The organism is Streptomyces sp. NPDC002886 (assembly GCF_042888445.1).
In the GTDB taxonomy this organism is placed as follows: Bacteria; Actinomycetota; Actinomycetes; order Streptomycetales; family Streptomycetaceae; genus Streptomyces.
The window spans coordinates 349,469-371,423 of record NZ_JBIAPV010000001.1 but is presented as its reverse complement, the minus strand read 5'-3'; the positions used below and the strand labels follow the sequence as shown (position 1 = coordinate 371,423).

Here is a 21,955-nt window from a genome sequence, read left to right as displayed (position 1 = left end):
CGTTCCCTCGGCGGAGAAAGGACGGCTGCTACGCGGCCGCGAGCCGGGCGGTGTCCTCGGCCGACAGCCGCAGCGCGCCGGCGGCGACGTTCTCGGCCAGGTGGTCCGGGTTCCCGGTGCCCGGGATGGCGAGGACGTGCGGGCCCCGGCTCAGGGTCCACGCCAGGCGGAGCTGGGCCGGGGACACCCCGTGGGCCCGCGCGAGATCGCGTACCGCCGGACCCTCCTCGGTGACCCCTCCGGCCTCCTTGCCCGCGCCCGCGATCGCGAAGAAGGGGACGAAGGCGATGCCCTGCTCGCCGCACGCGTCGAGGAAGGCGTGCTCCTCGGCCGGCGAACCGATCCCGTACGCGTTCTGCACGCAGACCACGGGCGCGATGGCCCGCGCCTCGGCCAGGTGGTCCGGCCGTACGTTGGACACGCCCAGGTGCCGGATCAGTCCGGCGGTGCGCAGCTCGGCGAGGGCCCCGAAGTGCTCGGCGATCGAACCGGTCGTCGCCTGGCGCGGGACGCGCAGGTTGACCACGTCCAGGTGGTCGCGGCCGAGCTGGCGCAGGTTCTCCTCGACCTGCCCGCGCAGCTGCCCGGGCTCGGCCCACCACCACTCGCCGGCGGCGTCGCGGCCCGGCCCGACCTTGGTGGTGATGACCAGCTCGTCGGCGTACGGGGCGAGGGCCCGGTTGATGAGCTCGTTGGCGGAGCGGGTCGGGGAGAAGTAGAAGGCGGCCGTGTCGATGTGGTTGACGCCCAGTTCGACGGCCCGTCTCAGCACCCCGGTCACCCGGTCGCGGTCGCTCGGGGAGCCGTCGGCGAGGTGCGTGAGGCGCATCGCGCCGAACCCGACGCGGCGGACCGGGAGGTCGCCGAGGAACCAGGTGCCGGAGTCGGCCGCGGTGATCTTGTCGGAAGTCATCGGGTGAGAGTATCGGTGGGGGTGTCGGGGTCGGTAAGGGTGTCGGGGTCCGTGACCCAGCCCGCGAACAGGACCAGACCGGACTCCCGGTCGACGGCGAGGAAGCCGAAGGGCCGGTCCACGTCGAACGCGGCCTGCCGGACCCGGTGCTTGGGGACCACCCGGGCCCCGCGGAACATGCCGACGGCGGTGACCGCCGCGGCCTCGAACCCCTCCGCGTGGAAGCGGGCCACGGCCGACTGGCGCGCGGAGCCGACCGCGAGCGGGACGGCGGAGATCCCGGGGAAGTGGCCCGGGCGGGCGGCCGCGGAGGTGAGCCCGAACAGTTCGGCCCGCTGCAGCAGGTCGTGCTCGGCGCGGATGTCGAAGGCCACCGTGCAGATGCGGACTACGGGTTCGGGACGGGTGGAGTCCACCGTGCTCAGGGACAGCCCGGGCCCCGCGGCGCCGATGGGAAGCTCTTCGGCGGTCGAGGACGAGAGCGCGCCGGTGACCTCGGCGATCCCGGTCGTCAGGACGTCCCCGGGCGCGGCCCCGGGCTCCCCGAGCAGCAGGTGCACGTCCGCACCGAGGGCGCCGGGCACGAGGAGCAGGGTGACCGGGCCGGAGGGCCCCCGGGCCACCCGGATCCGCCGGGGGAAGGCGTGGGTGACGGCCAGCCCGCGCAGGCGGCGCTCCCTCCACGGTCCGTGCGCCGGCCGCGCCTGCCGTTCGGAGAAGGGCTGCTCCCAGGTCAGGTGCAGGGCGAGCGCAGAGGCGAGGACCAGCTCGACGTGCGGACCGACCTCGACCGGCATCTTCTCGACGAGGCCGTCGGTGCGCTCGGAGGCCCAGGCGTCCAGGGCCTTGCGGTCGGTGTCCTCGTCCCCGGTCAGCGTGGCCCGGGTCCCGGCGGGCAGCCGGGCCGACCACGCCGCCTCCAGCGGGAGGTCCCGCCGCGCCCACAGGCCGGTGGCGGCGCGCAGGCCCCGTACGCCGTCCAGGGCGGTCAGCAGTTCGCGGGCGGCCCCGGCGGCCTCGTCGGCGGGTATCCCGAGGGCTTCTTGCAGTTCGGTGCGGGCCGGGCCGTCGGCGCCGTCCGCGAGCAGGGCCAGCAGCGGCCAGAGCCCGGCCGCCGTGAACACCGTGCCTTCGGTCGCCCGCGCGTCCGTGGACCGCGCCGCCCAGCGTGCCGTCAGGCGGTTGACCGCCTCCACCGTCGAGTTGTCCATGGAACGGAGCCTACGGGGAGGGGCCGGGCGGAGCGGGAGCGGCTCAGCCCCATTCCTCCGCATCCAACTTCGCCCAGGCCTCGGCTTCCTCCGCCTCGTGGTCCTTCTCCTCCTCCTCGTACGGGAGGGGCTCGGCCACCCAGCCCGCGGCGAGCACCAGGCGCGAGGTCCGGTGGACGGCAAGGAAGCCGAAGGGACGGTGGAAGCTGACCTCGGCCCGCCGGACGTGGTAGGTGGCACGGGGGATGCCGGCGCCGACCATGCCCATCGCGGTGACGGCCGCCGCCTCGAAACCCTCGGCGTGGAAGCGCGCCACTGCCGCCTGGCGGGCCGAACCGACGGCCAGGGGATCGCTGCTGATGCCGGGGAAGTGTCCGGTCCGCGTGTCCGAGGCGCTCGCCAGCCCGAACAGCCCGGGGGAGGCGAGGAGATCGTGCTCGGCCTGCGCCTCGAAGGCCACCGTTCTGATGCTCAGCCAGGGGTGGCGGTCGACGGAGGCAACCCGGCCGATGTGCAGGCCGGGCCCGGGGTTCCCCTCGGGGAGCAGGCTCGCGCCCGTGGTCGGGATCGCCCGGGTGACCGCCGCGATGCCCGCCTGAAGGGTCTGGCCCGGCGGGGCCTGCGGTTCGCCCAGGACGAGGTGGACGTCGACCCCGCCGTCGCCCACCACCTCCAGCAGGGTCACCGGACCCGTCGGCGCATGCGCCACGCCGGCCCGGTCCAGCAGGGCCGTACGGCGGCTCAGCCCCTGCACGGCTCCGAGGGTCGCTTCGGCCCAGGGGCCTTCCTCGATCCAGGACGGCCAGGGTTCGAAGGGCTGGATCCACCGCAGGCGCAGCGCCAGCGCCGAGGCGAGCACGAGGAGGGATTCCCCGTCGATCTCGACCGGCATCTTCTCGATGAGGCCGTCGGTGCGCTCGGTGGCCCAGGCGTCCAGGGCCTTGCGGTCGGTGTCCTCGTCGCCGGTCAGCGTGGCCCGGGTCCCGGCCGGGAGCCGGGCCGACCAGGCCGCCTCCAGGGGGAGCTCCCGGCCGGTCCACAGGCCGGTGGCGGCGCGCAGGCCCCGTACGCCGTCCAGGGTGGTGAGGAACTCCCGGGCGGCTTCGGCCGCCGTGCCGGCGGGTATCCCGAGGGCTTCCTCCAGCTCGCTTCGAGCGGGTCCCGCGGCCCCGTCGGCGAGCAGGGCCAGGAGCGGCCAGACACCGGCGGCGGTGAGGACCGCGCCCTCGCCGTCCGTCACGGACCGGCCGGCCCAGCGCGAGGTGAGTGCGTTGACCGCTCGTACCGTCTGCGTCTTCATGCGGGGAGCGTAAGGGTTGGGGCGCCGCCGGGACGGGTCGTTTTCCACGCCCCGGCGGCGCTGTTCGGGGGCGGGGCCGTCAGTGGCCGCGCAGGCCCTCGTCGACCGCGGTCATCAGCTCACCGTCGGCGGTGTCCGCGTCGAGCGACCAGAACATCGCGCCGCCGAGGCCCTCCTCGCGGATGTACCGGGTCTTGGTGCGCAGCACCGTCGGGTCGTCGTACGTCCACAGGGTGCTGCCGTCGAACAGCCAGGCGCTGCCGTTGCGGCGGTCCCGGTGGAGCTTGTACGTACCGGACGCCGCGAGCTGCTTGAGCTCCTTGTAGTCCGCGTACCCGTTCGCCCAGGCGGCCGGCGCCGGACCCGTCGCGGGCTGCCCCATGCCGTCCCCGCCGCCGCTGACGCCGGTCCAGCCCTGCCCGTAGAACGGCATGCCCATCACGAGCTTGTGGGCGGGCGCGCCGCGCCGCTCCCAGGCGTCCACCGTGCCGTCGACGCTGAAGTCGTTCCTCGCGTACAGCGCGGACTGCTGGGCGGTGGTGGCCTCGCCGGAGACGTGGAAGTCGTAACCCTGGAGGGTCACGAAGTCGAGGTCGCGCATGATCCGGCGGACGTCGAAGCCCGCGTCGATCTTGGCGGGGGCGGTCGGGACGAAGGCGGACAGCTCGTACTTCGCCTTCCGCTTCTGGCTGCGTGCGTAGTCGTCGAGCTGCGTGCGGAACTCGCTCACCAGCGCGGTGAAGTTCTTCTTGTCCTCGGGGCGGTAGGTGGTGTCGGTGTCGCCCGACGAGCCGGGCCACTCCCAGTCGATGTCGAACCCGTCGAAGATCCCCGCGGCCGAACCCGCCCCGCCGCGGGTGCCGTCCTGCGGGAGGTTGCCCTTGATGTACAGGTCGATGCAGGAGGACACGAGGGCCTTGCGGGAGGCCGGGGTGAGCGCGGCGTCCGAGAAGTGCGTCGACCAGCTCCAACCACCCAGGGAGAGCAGGACCTTGAGGCCGGGGTGTTTGGCCTTGAGCTCGCGGAGCTGGTTGAAGTTGCCGGCGAGCGGCTGCACCCAGTCGTCGGCGACGCCGTCCACCGAGTTCTCGGCGTCCAGGGGCCGGACGTAGTCGGCCCAGGCGTCGGCCTCACCGGGAATGTTGCCGGTGAAGCACTTGCCTTCCGCGCTGATGTTGCCGAAGGCGTAGTTGATGTGCGTGAGCTTGCTCGCGCTGCCGTTCTTCTCCAGGTCCTGAACCTGGAAGTCCCGTCCGTAGACGCCCCATTGGGTGAAGTAGCCGACCTTTTTGTACGAGCGGCCGTGCCCGGAGCCCTCGTGGCCGGAGCCGTCGTGGGCGGGGGCGAAGGCGGTCAGCAGGGAGAGGGAGCAGGCGGCGACTGCCAGCTTGCCGAGCATGCTGCGGCGCATGGGCTTCCTTTGCGGATGCGGTGAGTGGTGCCGGGGCGCGTGCGCTGTGCATGCGGAAACTATTGGTCTGGACCACAGCGGGTCAAGGGGGTGGAGCAACTCGGTCCGCCCGGGCGGGCGTTCGGCCTGCTCGGATCGGGGGAGGCTCCACTGACCGGCATCGCTGGCGAGCCGGGGAGGCGGTGTACAGGCCGCTGTGGAGGCAACTGTCCACGACTCAATACCTGCGGTCTCAAGGCGCGGACACCAGCTGGATCGTCCCCGGCGGGCAGGCGCCACTCGACATGCTCCTGACCAGCGGAGACCGTCCGCTCAGCGGCTGGCTCGGATCCGCCGGCGCGTGGACCCGGGACGAAATTTCCCGCGTTTGATCACCGAATTCAGTGGATCTTCGGTGTGCGCCGTGGCATGGTTGGTCTCACCGAAGGGGTGTAGCTCAGTTGGTAGAGCACCGGTCTCCAAAACCGGTTGTCGTAGGTTCGAGCCCTGCCACCCCTGCCAGACGAAGGAGCAGGTGAAAGCCTGTTTGCAGTCCCCCGGCCGATCAAGGCCGGGGGACTTCTTCGTCTCTGGAGTCCACTAGGAGGCAGAGGCCCCTTCCCCTCGGTCCTGGGCGCGTAGCCTTCTTCGGTGACGAAGACCGTGACGTATGTAGAGATGACGGATCCCGGTCAGCTCGTGCCCGGTGTTCCGGTTCCGGAACTCGCGCTCGTCGCTGTGGACGCGGACCTGTCGCTGGTTCCCGGCCTGATGGCCAGGATCGGTGCGCCGTACCGGTGGCGCAGTGCCCGCCGCAGTCCCCAGGAGTGGCAGGAGTGGTTCGCCGGGCATCCGGACCGGACCTGTTGGCTGCTGCGCTTGGGGGACGAGCCGGCCGGCGTGGTCTGCTACGACCTCCACCCGGGTGCCGACGTCGAGATCAGGACGTTCGGGCTCCTGCCCGAGTTCACCGGGAAGGGGCTCGGCGGCCATGCGCTGACGCTCGCGATCCGGCAGGGCTGGAATCTGGTGCCCGGCGTGCGCCGGGTGTGGCTGCACACGTCGTCGGCCGACAACCCGAACGCGCTGCCCAACTACCACCGCCGCGGGTTTCGTACCTTCAAGACCGAAGAAGAAGGCGTGTCGGAATCGGACGCGCCCTGACCGATGCCGGGTCGGCCTGTCCAAGCGGACGCCATCCGGCGCGACCTCACGGACACCGTAGATTGACCCGGTGACCTACGACATCGTGCTCGTGCGGGTGCGGCCGGGCCTGACGCTTCAGGAAACGCTCGAGGGCCTCAACGCCGACTTCGATCCCGATGCCGACCTGCCGCTGCTTCGCGTCACCGACGCGCAACGCGGCGAGTGGGACCGGACCCTGCGCCGAGTCTCCCGGGACATCGGTCCTGTCGAGTCGGCGGAGTACCTGTACAGCCTCACCCTTGAGACGCTCGGCCCGCCGGGGCGCGTACAGCTCGACTACTGCGGGGACACGGCCCACATCGAGGTCCCCTACCGCCACTCGGGTGCGGCGGCGTTGGAAGTGATGGAACTGGCTTACCGCATCGCCCGGATCGTCGAGGACGAAACCGGCCTGACCGGCCACGACTTCGAGGTGGGCCAGCCCACCCGAACCGGTGACCCCGCCAAGGCCGCCGTCCGGCTGGGCGGTGTCTCCGATTGGGCACGCCACCACGTGAGCTAGAGGATCACAGGGCCTGTCGGCGGCCGGAGGTCTCGCGCAGCCATCGGGCGTGCCGGCGGACATACGACGCGTCCTGGGGGAAGTAGCCGGCCCAGTCCTCGTCGAGGGGCGTCCAGGCCGCAGGCTGTCCGCTCTCCGCCACCAAGGGGGTCGCCGCACTCGCGATCGCGACGAACGACAGCCCGAGGGTCGGCGCCCACTCCGCGCGGTAGGAACGCACCGTCGCCGCCGCGGGTTCGGGCAGCAGATCCACCGCGATGCCGGTCTCCTCGAAGAGTTCGCGACGTGCTCCCTCGCGGGGGGTTTCACCCGGCTCGACGCTCCCGCCCGGCGGAACCCAGCCACGCCATCGGTGATGAACCAGGAGCACCCGGGCGAGATCCTCGTCGAAGACCCACACCTCCGCGGCGAGCGGCGCCGTGGACCCCAGGCCGTCGGTGGTCAACCACTGGCCGGCGCCGTCGAGGTGGATCCTCGCCAGCCGGACATCGGCGGCCGCGGCCTCTGCGACCCGGCGGTCGAACGCATCAGGAATCATCACCTCGGCACCATAGGGCGGGGGTCTGACACCGGGACGGCACCGGGACATGCCCGGACCCTTCGGTTCCTCGGCATGCCCCGGCTCGGAGTGCGCGCCCCCGGCGGGGCTCAGTACGTCGGGCAGAGGTTGGCCTGGACGGCCGCGACGATCAGGGCGGACTTGACGGGGCCGAAGCCGTCGGGGTGATGGGGGCCGATGAAGCGCTGGTTGGCACCGGCCACGCGCTTGGCCGGGTCCTTCTCGCCCTTCATCGACTGGCACTGGTCGAGGCCGCGCGAAACGGCCTTGTCGTCCTTGCCGTTGACGATCTCGGGGGCGATCGTGTTCAGCGCGGCCAGGTAGGCGGCGCGCTGCGCGGGTGCGGGGCTCGGAGGGAGACCGCTGTCGGGGCGGGCCGCGCTGGGATCGGCGCTGGGCCGTCCGGCGCTCGGATCGGCGCTCGGCACGGTCGATGCCGGGGCCGGGCCGGAGGACGTGCCGGGGGCCGGGGCGTCCGAGTCGCCGCACCCGGCGAGGACGAGGAGTGCGGCGCCGGTGAGGGCGGTGATCACGTGGTGTCTGCGCATCGGGTCATCGTCGCCCGGGGCGGGGCCCGGTGGGGCCCCGCGGGGGCCGCTGTGACCGGGCTGTGACGCGCCGCGCCGCCGCCGGCCCGGTGCGCGGCCGGCCGGCCCGGTGCGAAGGTGCCGGAGGAACCCGGGGAGAACGCCTAGCCTGGGGGAATGACCGCCACCGCCGGGCCCGATCCCCGTTCCGACCTGCGGGAATTCCTGCGTTCCCGGCGCGCCCGGATCGGCCCCGAGGAGGTGGGGGCCGCCGCCCACCCGGGAAGGCGGCGCGTGCCCGGGCTGCGGCGCGAGGAGGTCGCGCAGCTCGCGGGGGTCAGCGTCGACTACTACACCCGGCTGGAGCAGGGCCGTACCCAGCACGTCTCCGCCGAGGTCCTCGACGCGGTGGCCCGTGCGCTGCGGCTCGACGCCACCGAGCGGTCCCACCTCTTCGAGCTGGCCCGGCCCCAGCGGGCCACCGGGCCCGGTCGCGCCGCCGACGCCCCCGGCCGCGCGGAGGCCGACGGCCCGCAGCGGGTGCGGGCGGGCCTGTACCGGGTCCTGGACGCCCTGGAGGACGGCACCCCGGCGATGATCATGGGGCGCAGGCTCGAAGTCCTGGCCGCGAACCGGCTCGCCGAGGCCCTGTACGCCGACTTCGGCGCGCCGGGGTCGGGTGCGCCGGCGTCGGGTACCCCGGGGTCGGGCGCCCCCGGGTCGCCTACCCCGGAGTCGGGTGCGCCGGATCGGCGCGGCCGCAACCTGGCGCGGTTCCTCTTCCGCGACCCCGCCGCCCGCGAGCTCTTCGCCGACTGGGAGGGCGCCGCGCGCGGAGTCGTGGCCGCGCTGCGGTTCTACGCCGGCAGGCACCCGTACGATCCGGATCTGGGCCCGCTCGTCGAGGAACTGAGTTCGCTCGACCGGGACTTCCGGCGCTGGTGGGCCGGTCACGACGTGCTCGAGCACACCCACGGCACCAAAAGGTTCCGGCACCCCGACGTCGGTGAACTGGCCCTGGAATACGAGTCCCTGACCTTCCCGGACGATCCCGACCAGACCCTCTACCTCTACACGGCCGAGCCCGGATCCCCCTCCGACGAGGCGCTGCGCGCCCTCGCCTCCCGGGTGGCCGGCGCGGTGCGGGCGGAACGCTGACGTCGCCCTTCTGGCACACTGGGCCACGTTATCCAGGCGGTGCAGGACAGGAAACCGGTGCGAATCCGGTGCGGTCCCGCCACTGTGACCGGACGCCCCCGCGCGGGGCCCCGGGAGTCAGACACTGACGCACCGCCTCTTTCGGTTCGACCAGGGGACGCGGATCCCCGGGAGAGGCTCCACCATGTCTTCGTACCCCCGTGCGCTGCTGCGCGCGCTCTTGCCCGTACCCCTCCTGATACCGCTGGCCGCCTGCGGGGGATCACCCGTGGCGCAGGACGCGAAGGCCGCGGCGGGCGCCGCGCCCGGCTTCCCGTACTCGGTCACCAACTGCGGTGTCACCAGCACCTATCAGGCACCGCCGCGGCGTGCGGTCGCCATGAACCAGCACGCCACCGAGATCCTGCTGGCCCTCGGGCTGGAGGGGAAGACGGTCGGGACGGCCTACCTGGACGACGCCGTACTGCCCGCCTACCGGTCCGCGTACGACAAGATCAAGGTGCTGGCGAAGGAGTACCCCTCCCGGGAGGTCCTCCTCGGCGCCAACCCCGATTTCGTGTACGGGGGTTACTCCAGCGCCTTCGACAAGGCGCAGGGCCGCGACCGGGAGGGACTCGCGAAGTCCGGTGTCAACTCCCGCCTCAGCGTGGAGTACTGCACCGAGGGCAAGGTCGGCCTCGACCAGCTCAAGACCGAAATCACCGAGGTGGCACGTACCTTCGGCGTCCCCGAGCGCGGCGAGCGGCTCATCGCCGACGAACAGCGCCGCATCGACGCCGTCACCGCACGCCTGAAGGACAAGGACAGGCCCGCCGTCTTCGTCTACGACTCGGGCGAGGCCTCCGCCTTCACCTCCGGAGGCAACGGCATCGGCAACGAGATCATCTCGCTCGCGGGCGGCACGAACGTATTCGCCGACCTCCAGGACACCTTCGGCGACGTGTCCTGGGAGAAGGTCATCGAGCGCAAGCCCGAGGTCGTCCTCATCTACGACTACGGCGGCACCACCGTCGAAGCCAAGAAGCAGCGCCTGCTCAAGGACCCGGCACTGGCCCAGGTCCCCGCGATCAGGAACCAGCGGTTCGTCGTGCTGCCGCTGTCCTCCGCCGTGCTCGGCGTACGCGTCGCGGACGCCGTCGAATCGCTGGGCGGCCAGCTCCACCCCGACGCCGCGTGAGGCTCCGGGCCGCCCGAGCGTTCACCCGTACCCCGGTCGTACTGGCCCTGCTGGCCGCCGCCCTGGCCGCGTCGGCCCTGGCGGGGCTGGTCCTGGGGCCGGTACGGATCCCCCCGGGCGAGGTGCTCGACCTCGTGCTCGCGGGGCCGGGGCCCCGGGCCGGAGGGGGCGCCTTCGGGGCGATCGTGTGGGACGTGCGCATGCCGCGCGTCCTGCTCGGGGCCGTCGTCGGCGCGGGACTGGCCGTCGCGGGAACCGTGCTCCAGGCTCTCGTCCGCAACCCGCTCGCCGACCCGTTCCTGCTCGGGGCCTCCTCCGGGGCTTCCACCGGAGCGGTGCTGGTGATCGTCTTCGGGGCCGGATTCCTCGGCTTCGCGGGCACCGCCGCCCTCCCGCTCGCCGCGTTCGCCGGGTCGATGGGCGCACTCGTCGCCGTCTACGCGATGGCCCGGCGCGGCGGTGCCATGACCACCGGCCGGCTGATCCTCGCCGGAGTCGCCGTCCAGTACGTGCTATCCGCGCTGACCAGCCTGGTCCTCGTGCTGTCCGCGCAGCCCGATCAGGTGCGCAGCGTGCTGTTCTGGACCCTCGGCGGGCTCGGCGGGGCACGCTGGAGCGAACTGGCCCTGCCCGCCGGGGCCCTGCTCCTGGGCACCGGGTCGCTCATCGCCCTGGCCCGGCCGCTGGACCTGCTGCTCGCGGGGGAGGAGGGCGCGCAGACGCTCGGCCTGGACACCGGCCGGTTCCGGGCCGCCGTGTTCGTCCTCACCTCGCTCGTCATCGGCGTACTGGTGGCCTACAGCGGGGCGATCGGATTCGTGGGGCTGATGATCCCGCACGCCGCGCGGATGGTCGTCGGAGCCGGGCACCGGGCGTTGCTGCCCGTGGCCGCGCTGGGCGGGGCGGTGTTCCTGACCCTGGCCGACCTGATCGCCCGTACCGCCGCCGCGCCGGAGGAGATCCCGGTGGGCGTGGTCACGGCGCTCGTCGGCGGGCCGTTCTTCCTGTGGATGCTGCGCAGGTCCACCCGTACAGAAGGGGTCGTGGGATGAGGGCGCGACGGCCGACCGGTCCGGTGGCGCGGGCAGCGGCCGAGGCGGCGGGACTCGCCGTCGAAGGCGTCCGGTACGAGATCGACGGGCAGCCGCTGCTGCACGGGATCGACCTCACCGCCCGCCCCGGCGAGACGGTCGGAATCGTCGGCCCCAACGGCAGCGGCAAGACCACCCTGCTGCGCTGCGTCTACGGCGCGCTGCGCCCGACCGGCGGACGCGTGCTGCTCGACGGCGTGGACGCGGCCTCGCTGGGCGTCAGGGACCGCGCCCGGCGGGTGGCGGTGGTGCCCCAGGACGCGGCCGGCACCTTCGGGCTGACCGTGCGCGAGGTGGTGGCCATGGGGCGCAGCCCGCACAAGCGCTTCTGGGAGCAGGACGGACCCGACGACGTGCGCCGCGTGGCACGGGCCCTGGAGACCGTCGGCGCGGCCGCCCTCGCGGGCCGCCGCTTCGACGAGCTCTCGGGCGGCGAGCGCCAGCGCGCCCTGGTGGCCCGCGCCCTCGTGCAGGATCCCGGGCTGCTCGCGCTGGACGAACCGACCAACCACCTGGACATCCGCTACCAGCTGGAGATCCTCGGGCTGGTCCGTGCCCTGCCGGCCACCGCCCTGCTGGTCCTGCACGACCTCAACCTGGCGGCCCTGTACTGCGACCGCCTGTACGTCCTGGAGGGCGGACGCGTGGCGGCCTCCGGCACCCCGGCGGAGGTACTGACGGAACCCCTGCTGGCCGAGGTCTACGGGGTCCGCACCCACGTCGCCGCCCACCCGACGACGGGTGCGCCGCACATCGTCTACCTTCCGCGGGACGGGGGGCGAACGGGGTACTGACCTCTGGACGGGGCCCGCCCGGTGCGGCCGGGCGGGCACGGGTCTTACTTCTTGAAGCCGCCGTACGGGACGGTGATCAGTTCCATGCCGTGGCCCGAAGGGTCCTCGAAGTAGACGCCTCGGCCGCCGTCGTTGTGGTTGATCTCGCCGGGGTGGAGCCCGTGCGGGTCGGCGAAGTAGGTGATCCTCGCCCGCTTGATCTTCTCGAAGGCCACGTCGAACTCGGCCTCGGAGACGAGGAACGCGTAGTGCTGTGCGGTGATGGATTCGGCGGGGATGGTCGCGAAGTCCAGGGTGACGCCGTTCGCGATCTCGACGGGGATGAAGGGGCCCCAGGGGGCTCCGACCTCCAGGCCGAGGAAGTACGCGAGGAACTCGGCCGACTCCCGGTGGTCACGGGAGTGGATGATCGTGTGGTTGAGCTGAACCGTCATGAGTGGATGCCTCCGAAAGGCACATCTCGGCACCTCCATGCCTCACCCAGCCGGTGACCGACACGCGATGCCGCGACATGATCCTAAACAGCCCTTACGGGATGAGTCCAATGGGTATGGGGGCAGCGGCGCTCGGGGCGGTGGAGCGCCTCACGCGCCCGGGCCCCCGTACACCGCCTTCACGTTGTCCCGCGCCGGACGGGTCCGTCCCGCCGGGCCGGCCGCGAAGACGCGGAGCAGGTTCTCCGTCACCCGGGTGGTCAGGGCGCCCGAGCGCGCGTCCAGGCCGTGGTTGGCTCCGCCGCGCCCGTCGCCCTTCGCGTCGAGGGCCTCCACCCAGCGCATCGTCCCCGTCGCGAAGACGGCGGCGCCGCTCGGAGTCGTGTAGTACGCCGTGTCCTGGTGGCTGGGGCGGCCCTCGCAGACCACGGGGGAGTGAGCCAGGATCTCGATCGGACGCGGAGTCGTGAAACCGGTGTCGACCTTGTCGTACTCCACGCCGACCAGGTGCGGGTAGCTGTCGCCGGCCTTCGCGCCGGTGCCCTCGAAGAGCCAGTGGCCCGGGTTGGTCACCACGTACGGGGCGTCCACCGGGTAGCCGTCGTAGATCACGCCGAGCAGCGAGCTCTCCGGGTCGGCGCCCGGCGCGGAACGGAAGTCGACGGTGGCGGGGTGGCCGCGCTTGAAGCCGGGGTCCTGCGCGTAGGAGGACTTGTAGCAGACCACCGTACGGTCCGGTCCGAGCTCGGAGGCCTCCAGCCGGATCCGGCGGTAGCAGCAGTTCGCGCCCAGGATCGCGATGTTGCTGCCCGCGTCCCGGGCCGCCGTGACGTGCGCGCGCTGCTCGGGTGACCAGTACTCGTCGTGGCCGAGGGAGAGGACCGCCGCGGCACCCTCCAGCAGGCGCTTCTCCCGGGCCACGTCGGTGGTCGTCGTGTACGCCAGGGGGATGCCGAGCCGCTCGGCCAGCGCGAGCAGCGGAGCCTCGTACACGAGGAAGAGACCCGCGCCGTCGTCGTACTCGTAGGGCCGGTCGAAGGTCACGGCGAGCGAGCGCGAGGCGTATCCGCCGCTGGGGCCGTCGTAACTGCCGTAGCCGCCCCAGCGGTTGTACGCCTGCCAGGTCGCCACCGCGTTGACCACGACGGTACGTCCGGCCGTCGCGGCGGACCGCACGGTGACGGGGACGAACCGCTGGCCCTCGCCGCCCTGCGCGTCGAGGCGCAGCAGGTAGCAGCCCTCGGGCCAGTCCCTGGTCTCGACGGTGGTGCTACGGGCCCACCGGGTGCGGACCGTACGGGTCGCGGCCTCCACGGTGTGGTCCGGCTGACGCACCCCGGGCAGGGCCTCGGAGCGCCAGACCAGGCGGGCCCGGGCGCCGCCGTACCAGCCCATGCGGTACGCGGAGACGGTGAACCGGGGTGCGGTGGTGGAGACGTGCAGGCCGAAGGACTCGCCGGGCAGCACGCTGACCCGGTCGGCGAAGCCCTCGATGGCGCGGGCCGGGCCGGCCTTGGAGACCTGCCAGTCGGCGTTCCCCGGACGGGCGTTCTCCGCCCGGACGTCAAAGCCGTGCGGCCCCTCCTTCTTTCCGGGCGGACCGGACGGTGCCGGGCTCTCGCCGGTCCCCGCCCCGTCCGCCCCGTCCGGCTTTCCGGCGTCGCCGTTCGCGCAGCCGGCCACGGCTGCCAGCCCGGCGGCGGTGGCCGCGGCCCCCGTCGCCAGGGCGAGGAACCGCCGCCTGCCCGCGCCTTCGCCGTCCCCGGATATGTGCTCCTGATCCATACGGGTCACGCTATGTCACCCTGTGGGCTCGGCTTTTGTCGCCCCGCGGAGTGTCCCGGGATCGGATGAGCCGGGGATCGGATGAGCCGGGGATCGGATGAGCCGGGGATCGGACGGGCCAGAGGTCGGGTGGGCCGGAGATCACCCCAGCTTGACCCTCACCACCTGGCTCGCCCCCTCCAGGGCCGCGAGGCTGCCGAAGCCGAGCTGGAGCCCGGACCCTGTGCTCGCCGAGACCACGCTCGTCGGCTGGGACAGCACCTGGGTGACGGGCCGGTTCCATACCAGGGTCAGTCCCGGCAGGGTGCGGGTCGGATCCGAGACGCAGACCACGGCCGTGCCGTCGCCGAGTTCCCGCACCGTGACCGAGCACGGGGCGCTCGCCCGCAGGGCACCGATCGTCGCGGGCTGCCAGAAGTTCACCCCGGTGAAGCCGAGCGAGCCCACCGCCACTCCCTGGGCGGTCGGGTTGTTGGCGAGCACCGTGAGCCATCCGGTGGCGGCGGACCGGGCCGAAGTCTGGGCGGCCGAGGCGCCCGGCAGCAGCTGGTAGACGTAGCTGCCGGCGGTCGGGTTCGTCCCGTGGTCGTACCAGAGGGTCAGGTAGCGCCGGGTGAGGGCGGTGGTGGAAGCGCTCCGGTTGATGTCGCTCCACCGGCCGGTGCGGGCCTCCCGCAGCGCCCGGAAGGTGCCCGAACCCGACATCACATAGCCGCCGAAGCCCGCCAGGTGCGCCCAGCCGGGCCCGGGGAAGGACGCGGTCCAGCCCAGGGTGACCGGCTGGACCGTGCCGCCCACGGTCAGGGCGTGCGTGCCCGTCGCGCCCAGGTTCCGGTTGTCGATGACCGTGTCGACCGCGGCGCCGTCCGTGGAGCCGATCCCGGCGCCCAGGCAGACGACCGTGTCGGCGAGGAAGAACCAGGACTTGCGGGCCGTGAGCGTGCTGCCCAGCCCCTTCAGGTGCTGGCCCACCGAGGCGAACTCCCCGTCGGTCGTGCCGCCCACCCAGGTGGCGTCGGGCCGGGAGGCGCCCCAGTTGCCCCCGGCCCCGTCGGCCAGGGCCTTGCGGGAGACCGTGGTCCCGGGCAGCCGGTAGGGATCGACCGTGGGCCAGAAGGCGTCCGAGTACTGGCCGTTCCCGGAGGTTGCGCCCCACCAGGAGAGCATGCCGCTGCCCGTGTGCCAGCCGCGCAGGTTCTCCCCGTTGCCCGTCTCGTAGTGCGTGATCCGCTTCGAGGCCATGGACAGGGAGGCCGCCCACGTCGGCCTGCGGTGCGTGGCCCGGTCCATCGAGGGGAACAGCCGGTGCGCCACCGGCTCGGGCACCGCCGTCACCGTGGCGTCCGCCGCGACCTCCGCGAGGCGGGCCAGGGCCGACAGACCCTGCGTGGCGTCCGCCAGCGGGGGACTGTAGTAGTCCCGCGCGGTCCAGCCCTTCACCAGTCCGCGCCAGCGGGTCCGTTCGGCGGCGGACGCACCCTCGGCGAGGAGCAGGATCGCGGCGAGGACCGAGTGCCCGCGGGTGTGGTCGTCCAGCTGGGCCTGGAGGGGATCGGCCAGTTGGACCCCCCGGCTGGGGGCACGCCCCGATACGGCGTCCATCATCAGCCCGTTGTAGAGGAACGGCGCCCACGCGTGCTCCACCGCGTCGAAGACGATCTGCGCCCCGGGGTCCGTCACCTCCCAGGCCGTCCCCTTCAACAGGCCGAACAGCATGCCCAGTCCGCCGAGCATGACCGAGCCGTACGAGCCGGTGTACGCGACGTAGGTGTGCTGGATGAAGGAGCCGTCCCGGTAGAGCCCGTCGCCGGAGGTGACGTACGGAAACACCGGCGAGAGCGCGTCCCGGGCCAGGGCGATCTTCGCGTCGTCGCCGCCGACCACACCGCGCAGCGCGAGCACCCGGCACAGGTCCACCCGGTTCGCTCCCGTACTGGTCCCCGTGTACGCGCCGACCGTGGAATCCGGGACGAAGTGGTCCACGGCGGCGCAGTAGGCGGTGAGCTGGGCCGCGGAGAGCCGGTCGTACATCAGGACGACCGTGTCGAGCAGCGCCTGGGGGGCGCCGATCTGCCAGCACCACCAGTTTCCGTACCGCGCCTGGCCGGCGTTGTAGACCTGGGCGTGGAGATGGTCCAGCCCGGTCAGCACGGCCGTCCGCAGCGCGGCGTCGCCGGTGAGCCCCGTGCCCGGTCTGACATAGGCCTCCGCCATCGTCCGCAGCCGGTAGTAGCTCTGGGCCATCCACTCGGGGTCGGTGGTGAAGACCTGATCGGGCCAGAGCGAGCCGGTCGCCGGAGCCATCGAGGTGCGCCACTGCCCGGCCTGCGCACCCAGCGCGGCCAGCCGGGTGCGGAAGGGTTCCGCGGTGGGGGAGGACACGGCGCCCAGGACGAGGCCCTGCCACACCGCGCGCATGGCGGCGTGCACCGAGGCCACCGTCCCGGCGGTCGCCGGGAGGACGGGGGTACCGAGCAGCATCACGCCGCCGCCGACCGCCGTGAGGAAGGCACGGCGGCTCCACACATCTGTCATCACAGTCTCCTTTGACTGAAACGCCGATTCGCCCGAAACGCTGCGTCCCCCGTGTACTTGGTCCCCCGTGTGCTGCGGCCCCCCGTGCACCTCGTCCCCGTACAGCCCGTCCCCGTGTACTTCGGCTCACGCCCCCCTTCACCTCATGCGACGTGCTCGCGGTAGCGGTCGATCACCTCCCGCAGCACCTGGGCGCCGTCCCGGGCCCACAGCCCGGGATGGAAGATCTCCACCTCCACCGGCCCCAGGTACCCCGCGGAGTCGGTCAGCTCCCGGAAGGCCCTCAGGTCGATCGAGCCGTCGCCCAGCTGTCCCCGCCCCAGCAGCACGCCCTCGGGGAGCGGCGTCACCCAGTCGGCGACCTGGACGGACACGATCCGTCCGGCCTCTCCGGCCCGCCGGACCTCGGAGGGCAGCCGCTCGTCCCACCACAGGTGGTAGGAGTCGACGACCACGCCCACCCGCGACGCCGGGAACTCCTCGGCGATGTCCAGGGCCTGACCGAGGGTGGAGACCACGCAGCGGTCCGCCGCGTACATCGGGTGCAGCGGCTCGATCCCCAGCCGCACCCCGTGCCCGGCGGCGTACGGGACCAGCTCGCCCAGGATGTCGACGATCCGCCGTCGGGCTCCCGCCAGATCCCGGTCGCCGTCCGGCAGGCCGCCCGAGACCAGGACCAGCGTGTCGGCGCCCAGTTCGGCGGCTTCCTCCACGGCACGGCGGTTGTCTTCGAGGGCGGCCGCCCGCCCGGCCGGATCGGCGGCGGTGAAGAAGCCGCCCCGGCACAGCGAACTGACGCGCAGTCCGGCGTCGGCGACCAGCTTCGCGGCCTCCCGCACCCCGAACCGCTGGACGGGATCGCGCCACAGCCCCACCGCACCGACCCCGGCCGCGGTACACCCGGCCACCAGCTCGGGAAGGGACCACTGCCGGATCGTCTCCTGGTTCAGGCTGAACCGGGCGGGCGCCGGTGCCGGGCTCACGAGGCCACTCCGTGCAGCGCCAGCAGCTGTCGCATCCGGTCCTCGGCGAGCTCCGGGTCCGGGAACAGCCCGAGGTCGTCCGCCAGTTCGTAGGCCGTGGCCAGATGGGGGAGCGAGCGGGCCGAGTGCAGCCCGCCCACCATCGCGAAGTGATCCTGGTGTCCCGCGAGCCAGGCCAGGAACACGACGCCCGTCTTGTAGTAGCGGGTGGGCGGGGTGAACAGGTGCCGGGACAGCGCCACCGTCGGATCCAGCAGCTCCCGGAATCCGGCCGTATCGCCCTGGTCGAGGGCGAGCGCCGCCCTCGCCGCGATCGGGGCGATCGGGTCGAAGATCCCCAGAAGGGCGTCGCTGGCCAGCTCGCCGTCCCCGGCGATCAGCTCCGGATAGTGATAGTCGTCGCCCGTGTAGCAGCGCACGCCCGCGGGCAGCCGCCGGCGGATGTCCACCTCGCGCCCCGCGTCGAGGAGCGAGACCTTGATGCCGTCGACCTTCTCCGGACACTCGGAAATGATCTTCAGGAAGACGTCCGTGGCCTCGTCCAGACCGGCGTGCCCCCAATACCCCTCCAGCGCGGGGTCGAACATCGGCCCCAGCCAGTGCAGGACCACCGGCCGGGAGCTCTGCCGCAGCAGCCTCCCGTACGCCTCCAGGTAGTCCTCCGGATCGCGCGCCGCCGCGGCCAGGGCCCGGGAGGCCATCAGTACGGCCGTCGCCCCGCACTCCTCGACGAGCGTCAGCTGCTCCTCGTATGCCGCGGTGACGGCGGCCAGGGAATGCGTGGTGTCCGGAGCCAGCTGGTCGGTGCCCGCCCCGCAGACGATCCGGCCGCCCACCGACCGGGCTTCCGCGGTCGAACGGCGGATCAGTTCGGCCGCGGCCGGCCAGTCCAGGCCCATCCCGCGCTGCGCCGTGTCCATGGCCTCGGCGACCCCGAGTCCCTGCGCCCAGAGCGTGCGCCGGAAGGCCAGCGTGGACTCCCAGTCGACGACCGGTCCGGAATCGGCCGCGGCGGCCAGGGGATCGGCCACCACGTGCGCGGCCGAGTAGAAGGTGCGGCTGCGGGCCGGGCCGCAGGTGAGCGGCGCCAGCGGAGCGGTGACGGGCGCGTGGAGCCGCAGCCCGCCGTCCGCCGAGGGGAGCCGGATGCTCACAGCGCCACCTCCGGGACCACGAGCCGTCGGCCCTCCGCCGAGGAGCGCAGCCCGAGATCGGCCAGCTGTACCCCGCGGGCCCCGGCCAGCAGGTCCCACCGCCAGGGCTCGTCCCGTACGACATGGCGCAGGAAGAGCTCCCACTGGGCCTTGAAGCCGTTGTCGGCGGGGGAGTTGTCCGGGACCTCCTGCCACTGGTCGCGGAACGTCTCGGTCAGCGGCAGGTCCGGGTTCCACACCGGCTTCGGGGTCGTCGCGCGGTGCTGGATCCGGCAGCCGCGCAGCCCGGCGACCGCCGAGCCGTGCGTCCCGTCCACCTGGAACTCCACGAGCTCGTCACGGTTGACCCGCACCGCCCAGGAGGAGTTGATCTGCGCGACGGCGCCGCCCTCCAGCTCGAAGATCCCGTACGCCGCGTCGTCCGCGGTGGCCTCGTACGGCTTGCCCTCCTCGTCCCAGCGGCGGCCGATGTGGGTGCGCGTCAGCGCCTGCACCGTGCGGACCCGGCCGAACAGCTCGTGCAGCAGGTACTCCCAGTGCGGGAACATGTCGGCGACGATGCCGCCGCCGTCCTGGGAGCGGTAGTTCCACGAGGGGCGCTGGGCGGGCTGCCAGTCTCCTTCGAAGACCCAGTAGCCGAACTCCCCGCGCACGGACAGGATCTCGCCGAAGAAGCCGCCGTCGATGAGCCGCTTGAGCTTCAGCAGGCCCGGCAGGAACAGCTTGTCCTGCACCACCCCGTGCTTGACGCCGGCCGCGTCGGCCAGCCGCGCGATCTCCAGGGAGGACTCGAAGGTGAGGGCCGTGGGCTTCTCGCAGTACACGTGCTTGCCGGCCGCCACGGCCTGCCGCACGGCCGCCTCGCGGGCGCTGGTGACCTGGGCGTCGAAGTAGATCTCGACCTCGGGGTCGGCCAGCACCGCGGCCAGGTCCGTGCTCACGTGCTCCAGGCCGTGCCGCTCCGCGATGGCCCGCAGGGCCGCCTCGCGGCGCCCGACCAGCACCGGCTCCGGCCACAGCACCGTGCCGTCGCCGAGGTCGAGCCCGCCCTGCTCGCGCAGTGCGAGCAGGGAGCGGACCAGGTGCTGGCGGTATCCCATCCGCCCGGTGACGCCGTTCATGGCGATCTTGATCGTCCTGCGCTGCACGGTGTCCCCTCCTTCGTCTTGTTGCGTGTTCCTGTGTGGAGCTGCCGAGAAAACGAATAGAAAGCGCTTTCTCTGCGATCAGGCTAGGGCCGCTCCCCGACGAGACGCAAGACTCTTACGGGTGATAGAAAGCGCTTTCTTCGTCGGCGACTATGGAGATCCACACGTCGGGTGAGACGATGACCCGGGACAGATCGGAAGGAGGGGATCATGGCGGTCACACTCGCCGAAGTGGCGGTGCACGCGGGCGTATCGCCCGCCACGGTCTCGCGCGTGCTGAACGGCGGGTACCCGGTGGCGGGCGCCACCAGGACCCGCGTGGAGCGGGCGATCGAGGACCTCGGCTACATCGCCAACGGCCCCGCGCGGGCCCTCGCCGCCGCGACCTCGGACCTGATCGGCGTCCTCGTCCACGATGTCGCCGACAGCTTTTTCGGGATCCTCGCCGGATCCCTGCAGAGCGCCCTGACCCCCGGCGGACAGGGCGGCCCGCGTCGGCTCGCCGTCGTCTGCAACACCGAGGGCGCCCCGGCCGCCGAGCTCGACTACCTCGCCCTCCTGGAAGGCCAGCGGGCCGGCGGGGTCGTCCTGACCGGCGGCGCCGTGGAGGAACCGGACCACACCCGGGCGCTCGCCGCCCGGCTCGCCCGCATCGCGGCCACCGGCGCCCCGGTCGTGCTGTGCGGGCGGCCCCCGCTCCCCATGCCCGCCGGACTCCCCGTCGCCACCGTCATGTTCGACGACCGGGGCGGCGCCTTCCGGCTCACCGAGCACCTGCTCACGCTCGGGCACCGGCACATCGCCTACGTGGCCGGCCCGCCCGGCCTCAGCACCACCCGAGAGCGCCTCGCCGGACACCAGGACGCCCTGCGCGAGCACGACCCCGCGCTGCCCGCGCACTGCGCCGGGCTCACCGTGCACGCCGGGTTCGAGCGCTCCGCCGGATACGACGCCACCCGCGAACTGCTCCGCCGCCGGACGCCCTTCACCGCCGTGGCCGCCGCCAACGACACCGTCGCCACCGGCGTCGCCGCGGCCCTGCGCGAAGCCGGCCTGCGGATACCCGAGGACGTCTCCGTCGCGGGCTTCGACGACCTGCCGGTCTGTGTGGACACCGCCCCTGCCCTCACCACGGTCCGGCTGCCGCTGCGCGAAGCCGGGGTGCTCGCGGCCCAGCTCGTCACGGGCCGCAGAGCGCTGCCCCCGGGCGGCATCACGACGCTTCCCGCCGAACTGACGGTGCGCGCCTCCACCGGGCCTCCGCCCGCCGTCACCACCGAAGGGGGCCGTCCGTGAAGTACGCCTTCTCCACCCTCGGCCTGCCCGGCACCCCGCTGGAGCGCAGCGCCGGCCTGGCCGCCGCGCACGGATACCAGGGGCTCGAGCTGCGGGCCCACCCCGAGGAGCCCCTGCATCCCGCCAGCTCCGCCGCCGACCGCGCGGCCGGCCTGCGCACCCTGACCTCCGCGGGCGTCACCGTCCTCGGAGTCGCGGGGTACGCCAGGGTCGCCGCGCCCGGCCCCGACGAGCCCGTCCTCGCCGAGGTCCAGGCCCTGGTCCGGCTCGCCGCCGACCTCGAAGCCCCCTACGTACGGGTCTTCCCCGGCGGCGGTGAACAGCCGCCTGCCGACGCCGACGGGCACGCGGTCCGCAGGCTCCGGGCCGCCGCGCCGTTCGCCGAGCGGCACGGGGTGCGGATCCTGCTGGAGACCCACGACTCGCACCGCACGGGGACCGCCACGGCCCGGGTTCTCGACCGGGTCGCGCATCCGGGCGCGGGCGCGCTGTGGGACGTACTGCACACCTGGCTCGGGGGCGAGTCCCCGGCCGAGTCGAGCCGGGCCCTCGCCCGGCACCTGGGGTACGTACAGGTCAAGGACGTGGCGTCCGCGCGGGAGCTGACCCCGCTCGGGCTCGGCGGGGGCGCGCTGCCGCTCGCCGAGGCGGTGGCCCTCGCGCCGCGGAACGGCTGGCTCTGCTGGGAGTACGAGAAGCGCTGGTACCCCGCCGCCGACGAACTCCCCGAGCGGCTCGGGCCGGGCCGGGAGTACCTGGAGCGGCTGGTCCGGGACGCGGCGTAGGGCGACG

20 protein-coding genes, 1 tRNA gene and 1 riboswitch are annotated in these 21,955 nt (G+C 73.2%); of the genes, 9 read left to right on the top strand and 12 right to left on the bottom strand.

What is annotated here, in order from left to right:
- Nucleotides 1-28: 28 nt before the first annotated feature.
- The 4 genes from ACFYYB_RS01560 to ACFYYB_RS01545 all read right to left on the bottom strand — a co-directional run bounded on the left by ACFYYB_RS01560 (nt 29) and on the right by ACFYYB_RS01545 (nt 4,835).
- Nucleotides 29-913 (bottom strand): aldo/keto reductase, encoded by an 885-nt coding sequence (locus ACFYYB_RS01560; RefSeq protein WP_389432558.1) that lies wholly within the window; start codon nt 911-913, stop codon nt 29-31.
- Nucleotides 910-2,124 (bottom strand): serpin family protein, encoded by a 1,215-nt coding sequence (locus ACFYYB_RS01555; protein ID WP_389432556.1) that lies wholly within the window; start codon nt 2,122-2,124, stop codon nt 910-912. Before ACFYYB_RS01555 ends, ACFYYB_RS01560 begins: the two co-directional genes overlap by 4 nt.
- A 43-nt stretch (nt 2,125-2,167) precedes the next feature.
- The gene (locus ACFYYB_RS01550; RefSeq protein WP_389432554.1) at nt 2,168-3,424 is read right to left on the bottom strand and encodes a serpin family protein; all 1,257 of its coding nucleotides are present in this window, start codon (nt 3,422-3,424) and stop codon (nt 2,168-2,170) included.
- A gap of 79 nt (nt 3,425-3,503) precedes the next feature.
- Nucleotides 3,504-4,835 carry a glycoside hydrolase family 18 protein gene (locus ACFYYB_RS01545; RefSeq protein WP_389432552.1) on the bottom strand — a complete coding sequence of 444 codons (1,332 nt, stop codon included), beginning with the start codon at nt 4,833-4,835 and terminating at the stop codon, nt 3,504-3,506.
- A gap of 425 nt (nt 4,836-5,260) precedes the next feature.
- Here ACFYYB_RS01545 and ACFYYB_RS01540 point away from each other — a divergent pair.
- The 3 genes from ACFYYB_RS01540 to ACFYYB_RS01530 all read left to right on the top strand — a co-directional run bounded on the left by ACFYYB_RS01540 (nt 5,261) and on the right by ACFYYB_RS01530 (nt 6,522).
- A tRNA-Trp gene (locus tag ACFYYB_RS01540) sits at nt 5,261-5,336 on the top strand.
- 129 nt (nt 5,337-5,465) lie between these two features.
- The gene (locus ACFYYB_RS01535) at nt 5,466-5,978 is read left to right on the top strand and encodes a GNAT family N-acetyltransferase (protein WP_389432551.1); all 513 of its coding nucleotides are present in this window, start codon (nt 5,466-5,468) and stop codon (nt 5,976-5,978) included.
- Nucleotides 5,979-6,048: 70 nt separating this feature from the next.
- Nucleotides 6,049-6,522 carry a hypothetical protein gene (locus tag ACFYYB_RS01530; protein ID WP_389432550.1) on the top strand — a complete coding sequence of 158 codons (474 nt, stop codon included), beginning with the start codon at nt 6,049-6,051 and terminating at the stop codon, nt 6,520-6,522.
- A gap of 4 nt (nt 6,523-6,526) precedes the next feature.
- Here the strand turns inward: ACFYYB_RS01530 and ACFYYB_RS01525 are convergent, their stop codons facing one another.
- On the bottom strand, nt 6,527-7,060 hold the full coding sequence (locus ACFYYB_RS01525) for an NUDIX domain-containing protein (protein ID WP_389433442.1): 534 nt from the start codon (nt 7,058-7,060) through the stop codon (nt 6,527-6,529).
- Between the two features lie 110 nt (nt 7,061-7,170).
- Complete coding sequence (locus ACFYYB_RS01520; RefSeq protein ID WP_389432549.1) at nt 7,171-7,629, bottom strand: hypothetical protein; 459 nt, start codon at nt 7,627-7,629, stop codon at nt 7,171-7,173.
- Between the two features lie 156 nt (nt 7,630-7,785).
- Here ACFYYB_RS01520 and ACFYYB_RS01515 point away from each other — a divergent pair, with 156 nt between their 5' ends.
- The 4 genes from ACFYYB_RS01515 to ACFYYB_RS01500 all read left to right on the top strand — a co-directional run bounded on the left by ACFYYB_RS01515 (nt 7,786) and on the right by ACFYYB_RS01500 (nt 11,828).
- Complete coding sequence (locus ACFYYB_RS01515; RefSeq protein ID WP_389432548.1) at nt 7,786-8,766, top strand: helix-turn-helix transcriptional regulator; 981 nt, start codon at nt 7,786-7,788, stop codon at nt 8,764-8,766.
- A 9-nt stretch (nt 8,767-8,775) separates the two neighbouring features.
- Nucleotides 8,776-8,913: riboswitch (cobalamin riboswitch) on the top strand.
- 37 nt (nt 8,914-8,950) lie between these two features.
- The gene (locus tag ACFYYB_RS01510; protein WP_389432547.1) at nt 8,951-9,943 is read left to right on the top strand and encodes an ABC transporter substrate-binding protein; all 993 of its coding nucleotides are present in this window, start codon (nt 8,951-8,953) and stop codon (nt 9,941-9,943) included.
- A complete protein-coding gene (locus ACFYYB_RS01505; protein ID WP_389432545.1) occupies nt 9,940-10,995 on the top strand; it encodes a FecCD family ABC transporter permease in 1,056 nt (351 codons plus the stop codon). The genes ACFYYB_RS01510 and ACFYYB_RS01505 overlap by 4 nt, the downstream gene beginning before the upstream one ends.
- Entirely contained in the window at nt 10,992-11,828 is an 837-nt protein-coding gene (locus tag ACFYYB_RS01500; protein WP_389432544.1) for an ABC transporter ATP-binding protein, read from the top strand. The genes ACFYYB_RS01505 and ACFYYB_RS01500 overlap by 4 nt, the downstream gene beginning before the upstream one ends.
- Nucleotides 11,829-11,872: 44 nt before the next feature.
- Here the strand turns inward: ACFYYB_RS01500 and ACFYYB_RS01495 are convergent, their stop codons facing one another.
- The 6 genes from ACFYYB_RS01495 to ACFYYB_RS01470 all read right to left on the bottom strand — a co-directional run bounded on the left by ACFYYB_RS01495 (nt 11,873) and on the right by ACFYYB_RS01470 (nt 19,840).
- Nucleotides 11,873-12,262 (bottom strand): VOC family protein, encoded by a 390-nt coding sequence (locus ACFYYB_RS01495; RefSeq protein WP_389432542.1) that lies wholly within the window; start codon nt 12,260-12,262, stop codon nt 11,873-11,875.
- A gap of 150 nt (nt 12,263-12,412) precedes the next feature.
- Entirely contained in the window at nt 12,413-14,047 is a 1,635-nt protein-coding gene (locus ACFYYB_RS01490) for a N,N-dimethylformamidase beta subunit family domain-containing protein (protein WP_389433441.1), read from the bottom strand.
- A 141-nt stretch (nt 14,048-14,188) separates the two neighbouring features.
- Nucleotides 14,189-16,582, bottom strand: coding sequence for a polysaccharide lyase 8 family protein (locus ACFYYB_RS01485; RefSeq protein WP_389432541.1), 2,394 nt, complete (start codon nt 16,580-16,582; stop codon nt 14,189-14,191).
- Between the two features lie 143 nt (nt 16,583-16,725).
- The gene (locus tag ACFYYB_RS01480; protein WP_389432540.1) at nt 16,726-17,565 is read right to left on the bottom strand and encodes a sugar phosphate isomerase/epimerase family protein; all 840 of its coding nucleotides are present in this window, start codon (nt 17,563-17,565) and stop codon (nt 16,726-16,728) included.
- Nucleotides 17,562-18,719: a dihydrodipicolinate synthase family protein gene (locus tag ACFYYB_RS01475; RefSeq protein ID WP_389432538.1), complete on the bottom strand. Its 1,158-nt coding sequence runs from the start codon at nt 18,717-18,719 to the stop codon at nt 17,562-17,564. Before ACFYYB_RS01475 ends, ACFYYB_RS01480 begins: the two co-directional genes overlap by 4 nt.
- Nucleotides 18,716-19,840, bottom strand: a complete 1,125-nt coding sequence (locus ACFYYB_RS01470) for a Gfo/Idh/MocA family protein (protein WP_389433440.1) — start codon at nt 19,838-19,840, stop codon at nt 18,716-18,718. The genes ACFYYB_RS01475 and ACFYYB_RS01470 overlap by 4 nt, the downstream gene beginning before the upstream one ends.
- A 237-nt stretch (nt 19,841-20,077) precedes the next feature.
- On the opposite strand from ACFYYB_RS01470, the gene ACFYYB_RS01465 reads away from it, so the two are divergent.
- Nucleotides 20,078-21,163 carry a LacI family DNA-binding transcriptional regulator gene (locus ACFYYB_RS01465; RefSeq protein WP_389432537.1) on the top strand — a complete coding sequence of 362 codons (1,086 nt, stop codon included), beginning with the start codon at nt 20,078-20,080 and terminating at the stop codon, nt 21,161-21,163.
- On the top strand, nt 21,160-21,948 hold the full coding sequence (locus ACFYYB_RS01460; RefSeq protein ID WP_389432536.1) for a sugar phosphate isomerase/epimerase family protein: 789 nt from the start codon (nt 21,160-21,162) through the stop codon (nt 21,946-21,948). Before ACFYYB_RS01465 ends, ACFYYB_RS01460 begins: the two co-directional genes overlap by 4 nt.
- The last annotated feature ends 7 nt before the right edge of the window (nt 21,949-21,955 follow it).

Coding starts and splice junctions, on each gene's coding strand:
- ACFYYB_RS01560 (WP_389432558.1), bottom strand. CDS start 913: ATGACTTCCGACAAGATCACCGCGGCCGACTCCGGCACCTGGTTCCTC.
- ACFYYB_RS01555 (WP_389432556.1), bottom strand. CDS start 2,124: ATGGACAACTCGACGGTGGAGGCGGTCAACCGCCTGACGGCACGCTGG.
- ACFYYB_RS01550 (WP_389432554.1), bottom strand. CDS start 3,424: ATGAAGACGCAGACGGTACGAGCGGTCAACGCACTCACCTCGCGCTGG.
- ACFYYB_RS01545 (WP_389432552.1), bottom strand. CDS start 4,835: ATGCGCCGCAGCATGCTCGGCAAGCTGGCAGTCGCCGCCTGCTCCCTC.
- ACFYYB_RS01525 (WP_389433442.1), bottom strand. CDS start 7,060: ATGATTCCTGATGCGTTCGACCGCCGGGTCGCAGAGGCCGCGGCCGCC.
- ACFYYB_RS01520 (WP_389432549.1), bottom strand. CDS start 7,629: ATGCGCAGACACCACGTGATCACCGCCCTCACCGGCGCCGCACTCCTC.
- ACFYYB_RS01515 (WP_389432548.1), top strand. CDS start 7,786: ATGACCGCCACCGCCGGGCCCGATCCCCGTTCCGACCTGCGGGAATTC.
- ACFYYB_RS01510 (WP_389432547.1), top strand. CDS start 8,951: ATGTCTTCGTACCCCCGTGCGCTGCTGCGCGCGCTCTTGCCCGTACCC.
- ACFYYB_RS01500 (WP_389432544.1), top strand. CDS start 10,992: ATGAGGGCGCGACGGCCGACCGGTCCGGTGGCGCGGGCAGCGGCCGAG.
- ACFYYB_RS01495 (WP_389432542.1), bottom strand. CDS start 12,262: ATGACGGTTCAGCTCAACCACACGATCATCCACTCCCGTGACCACCGG.
- ACFYYB_RS01490 (WP_389433441.1), bottom strand. CDS start 14,047: ATGGATCAGGAGCACATATCCGGGGACGGCGAAGGCGCGGGCAGGCGG.
- ACFYYB_RS01485 (WP_389432541.1), bottom strand. CDS start 16,582: ATGACAGATGTGTGGAGCCGCCGTGCCTTCCTCACGGCGGTCGGCGGC.
- ACFYYB_RS01470 (WP_389433440.1), bottom strand. CDS start 19,840: ATGAACGGCGTCACCGGGCGGATGGGATACCGCCAGCACCTGGTCCGC.
- ACFYYB_RS01465 (WP_389432537.1), top strand. CDS start 20,078: ATGGCGGTCACACTCGCCGAAGTGGCGGTGCACGCGGGCGTATCGCCC.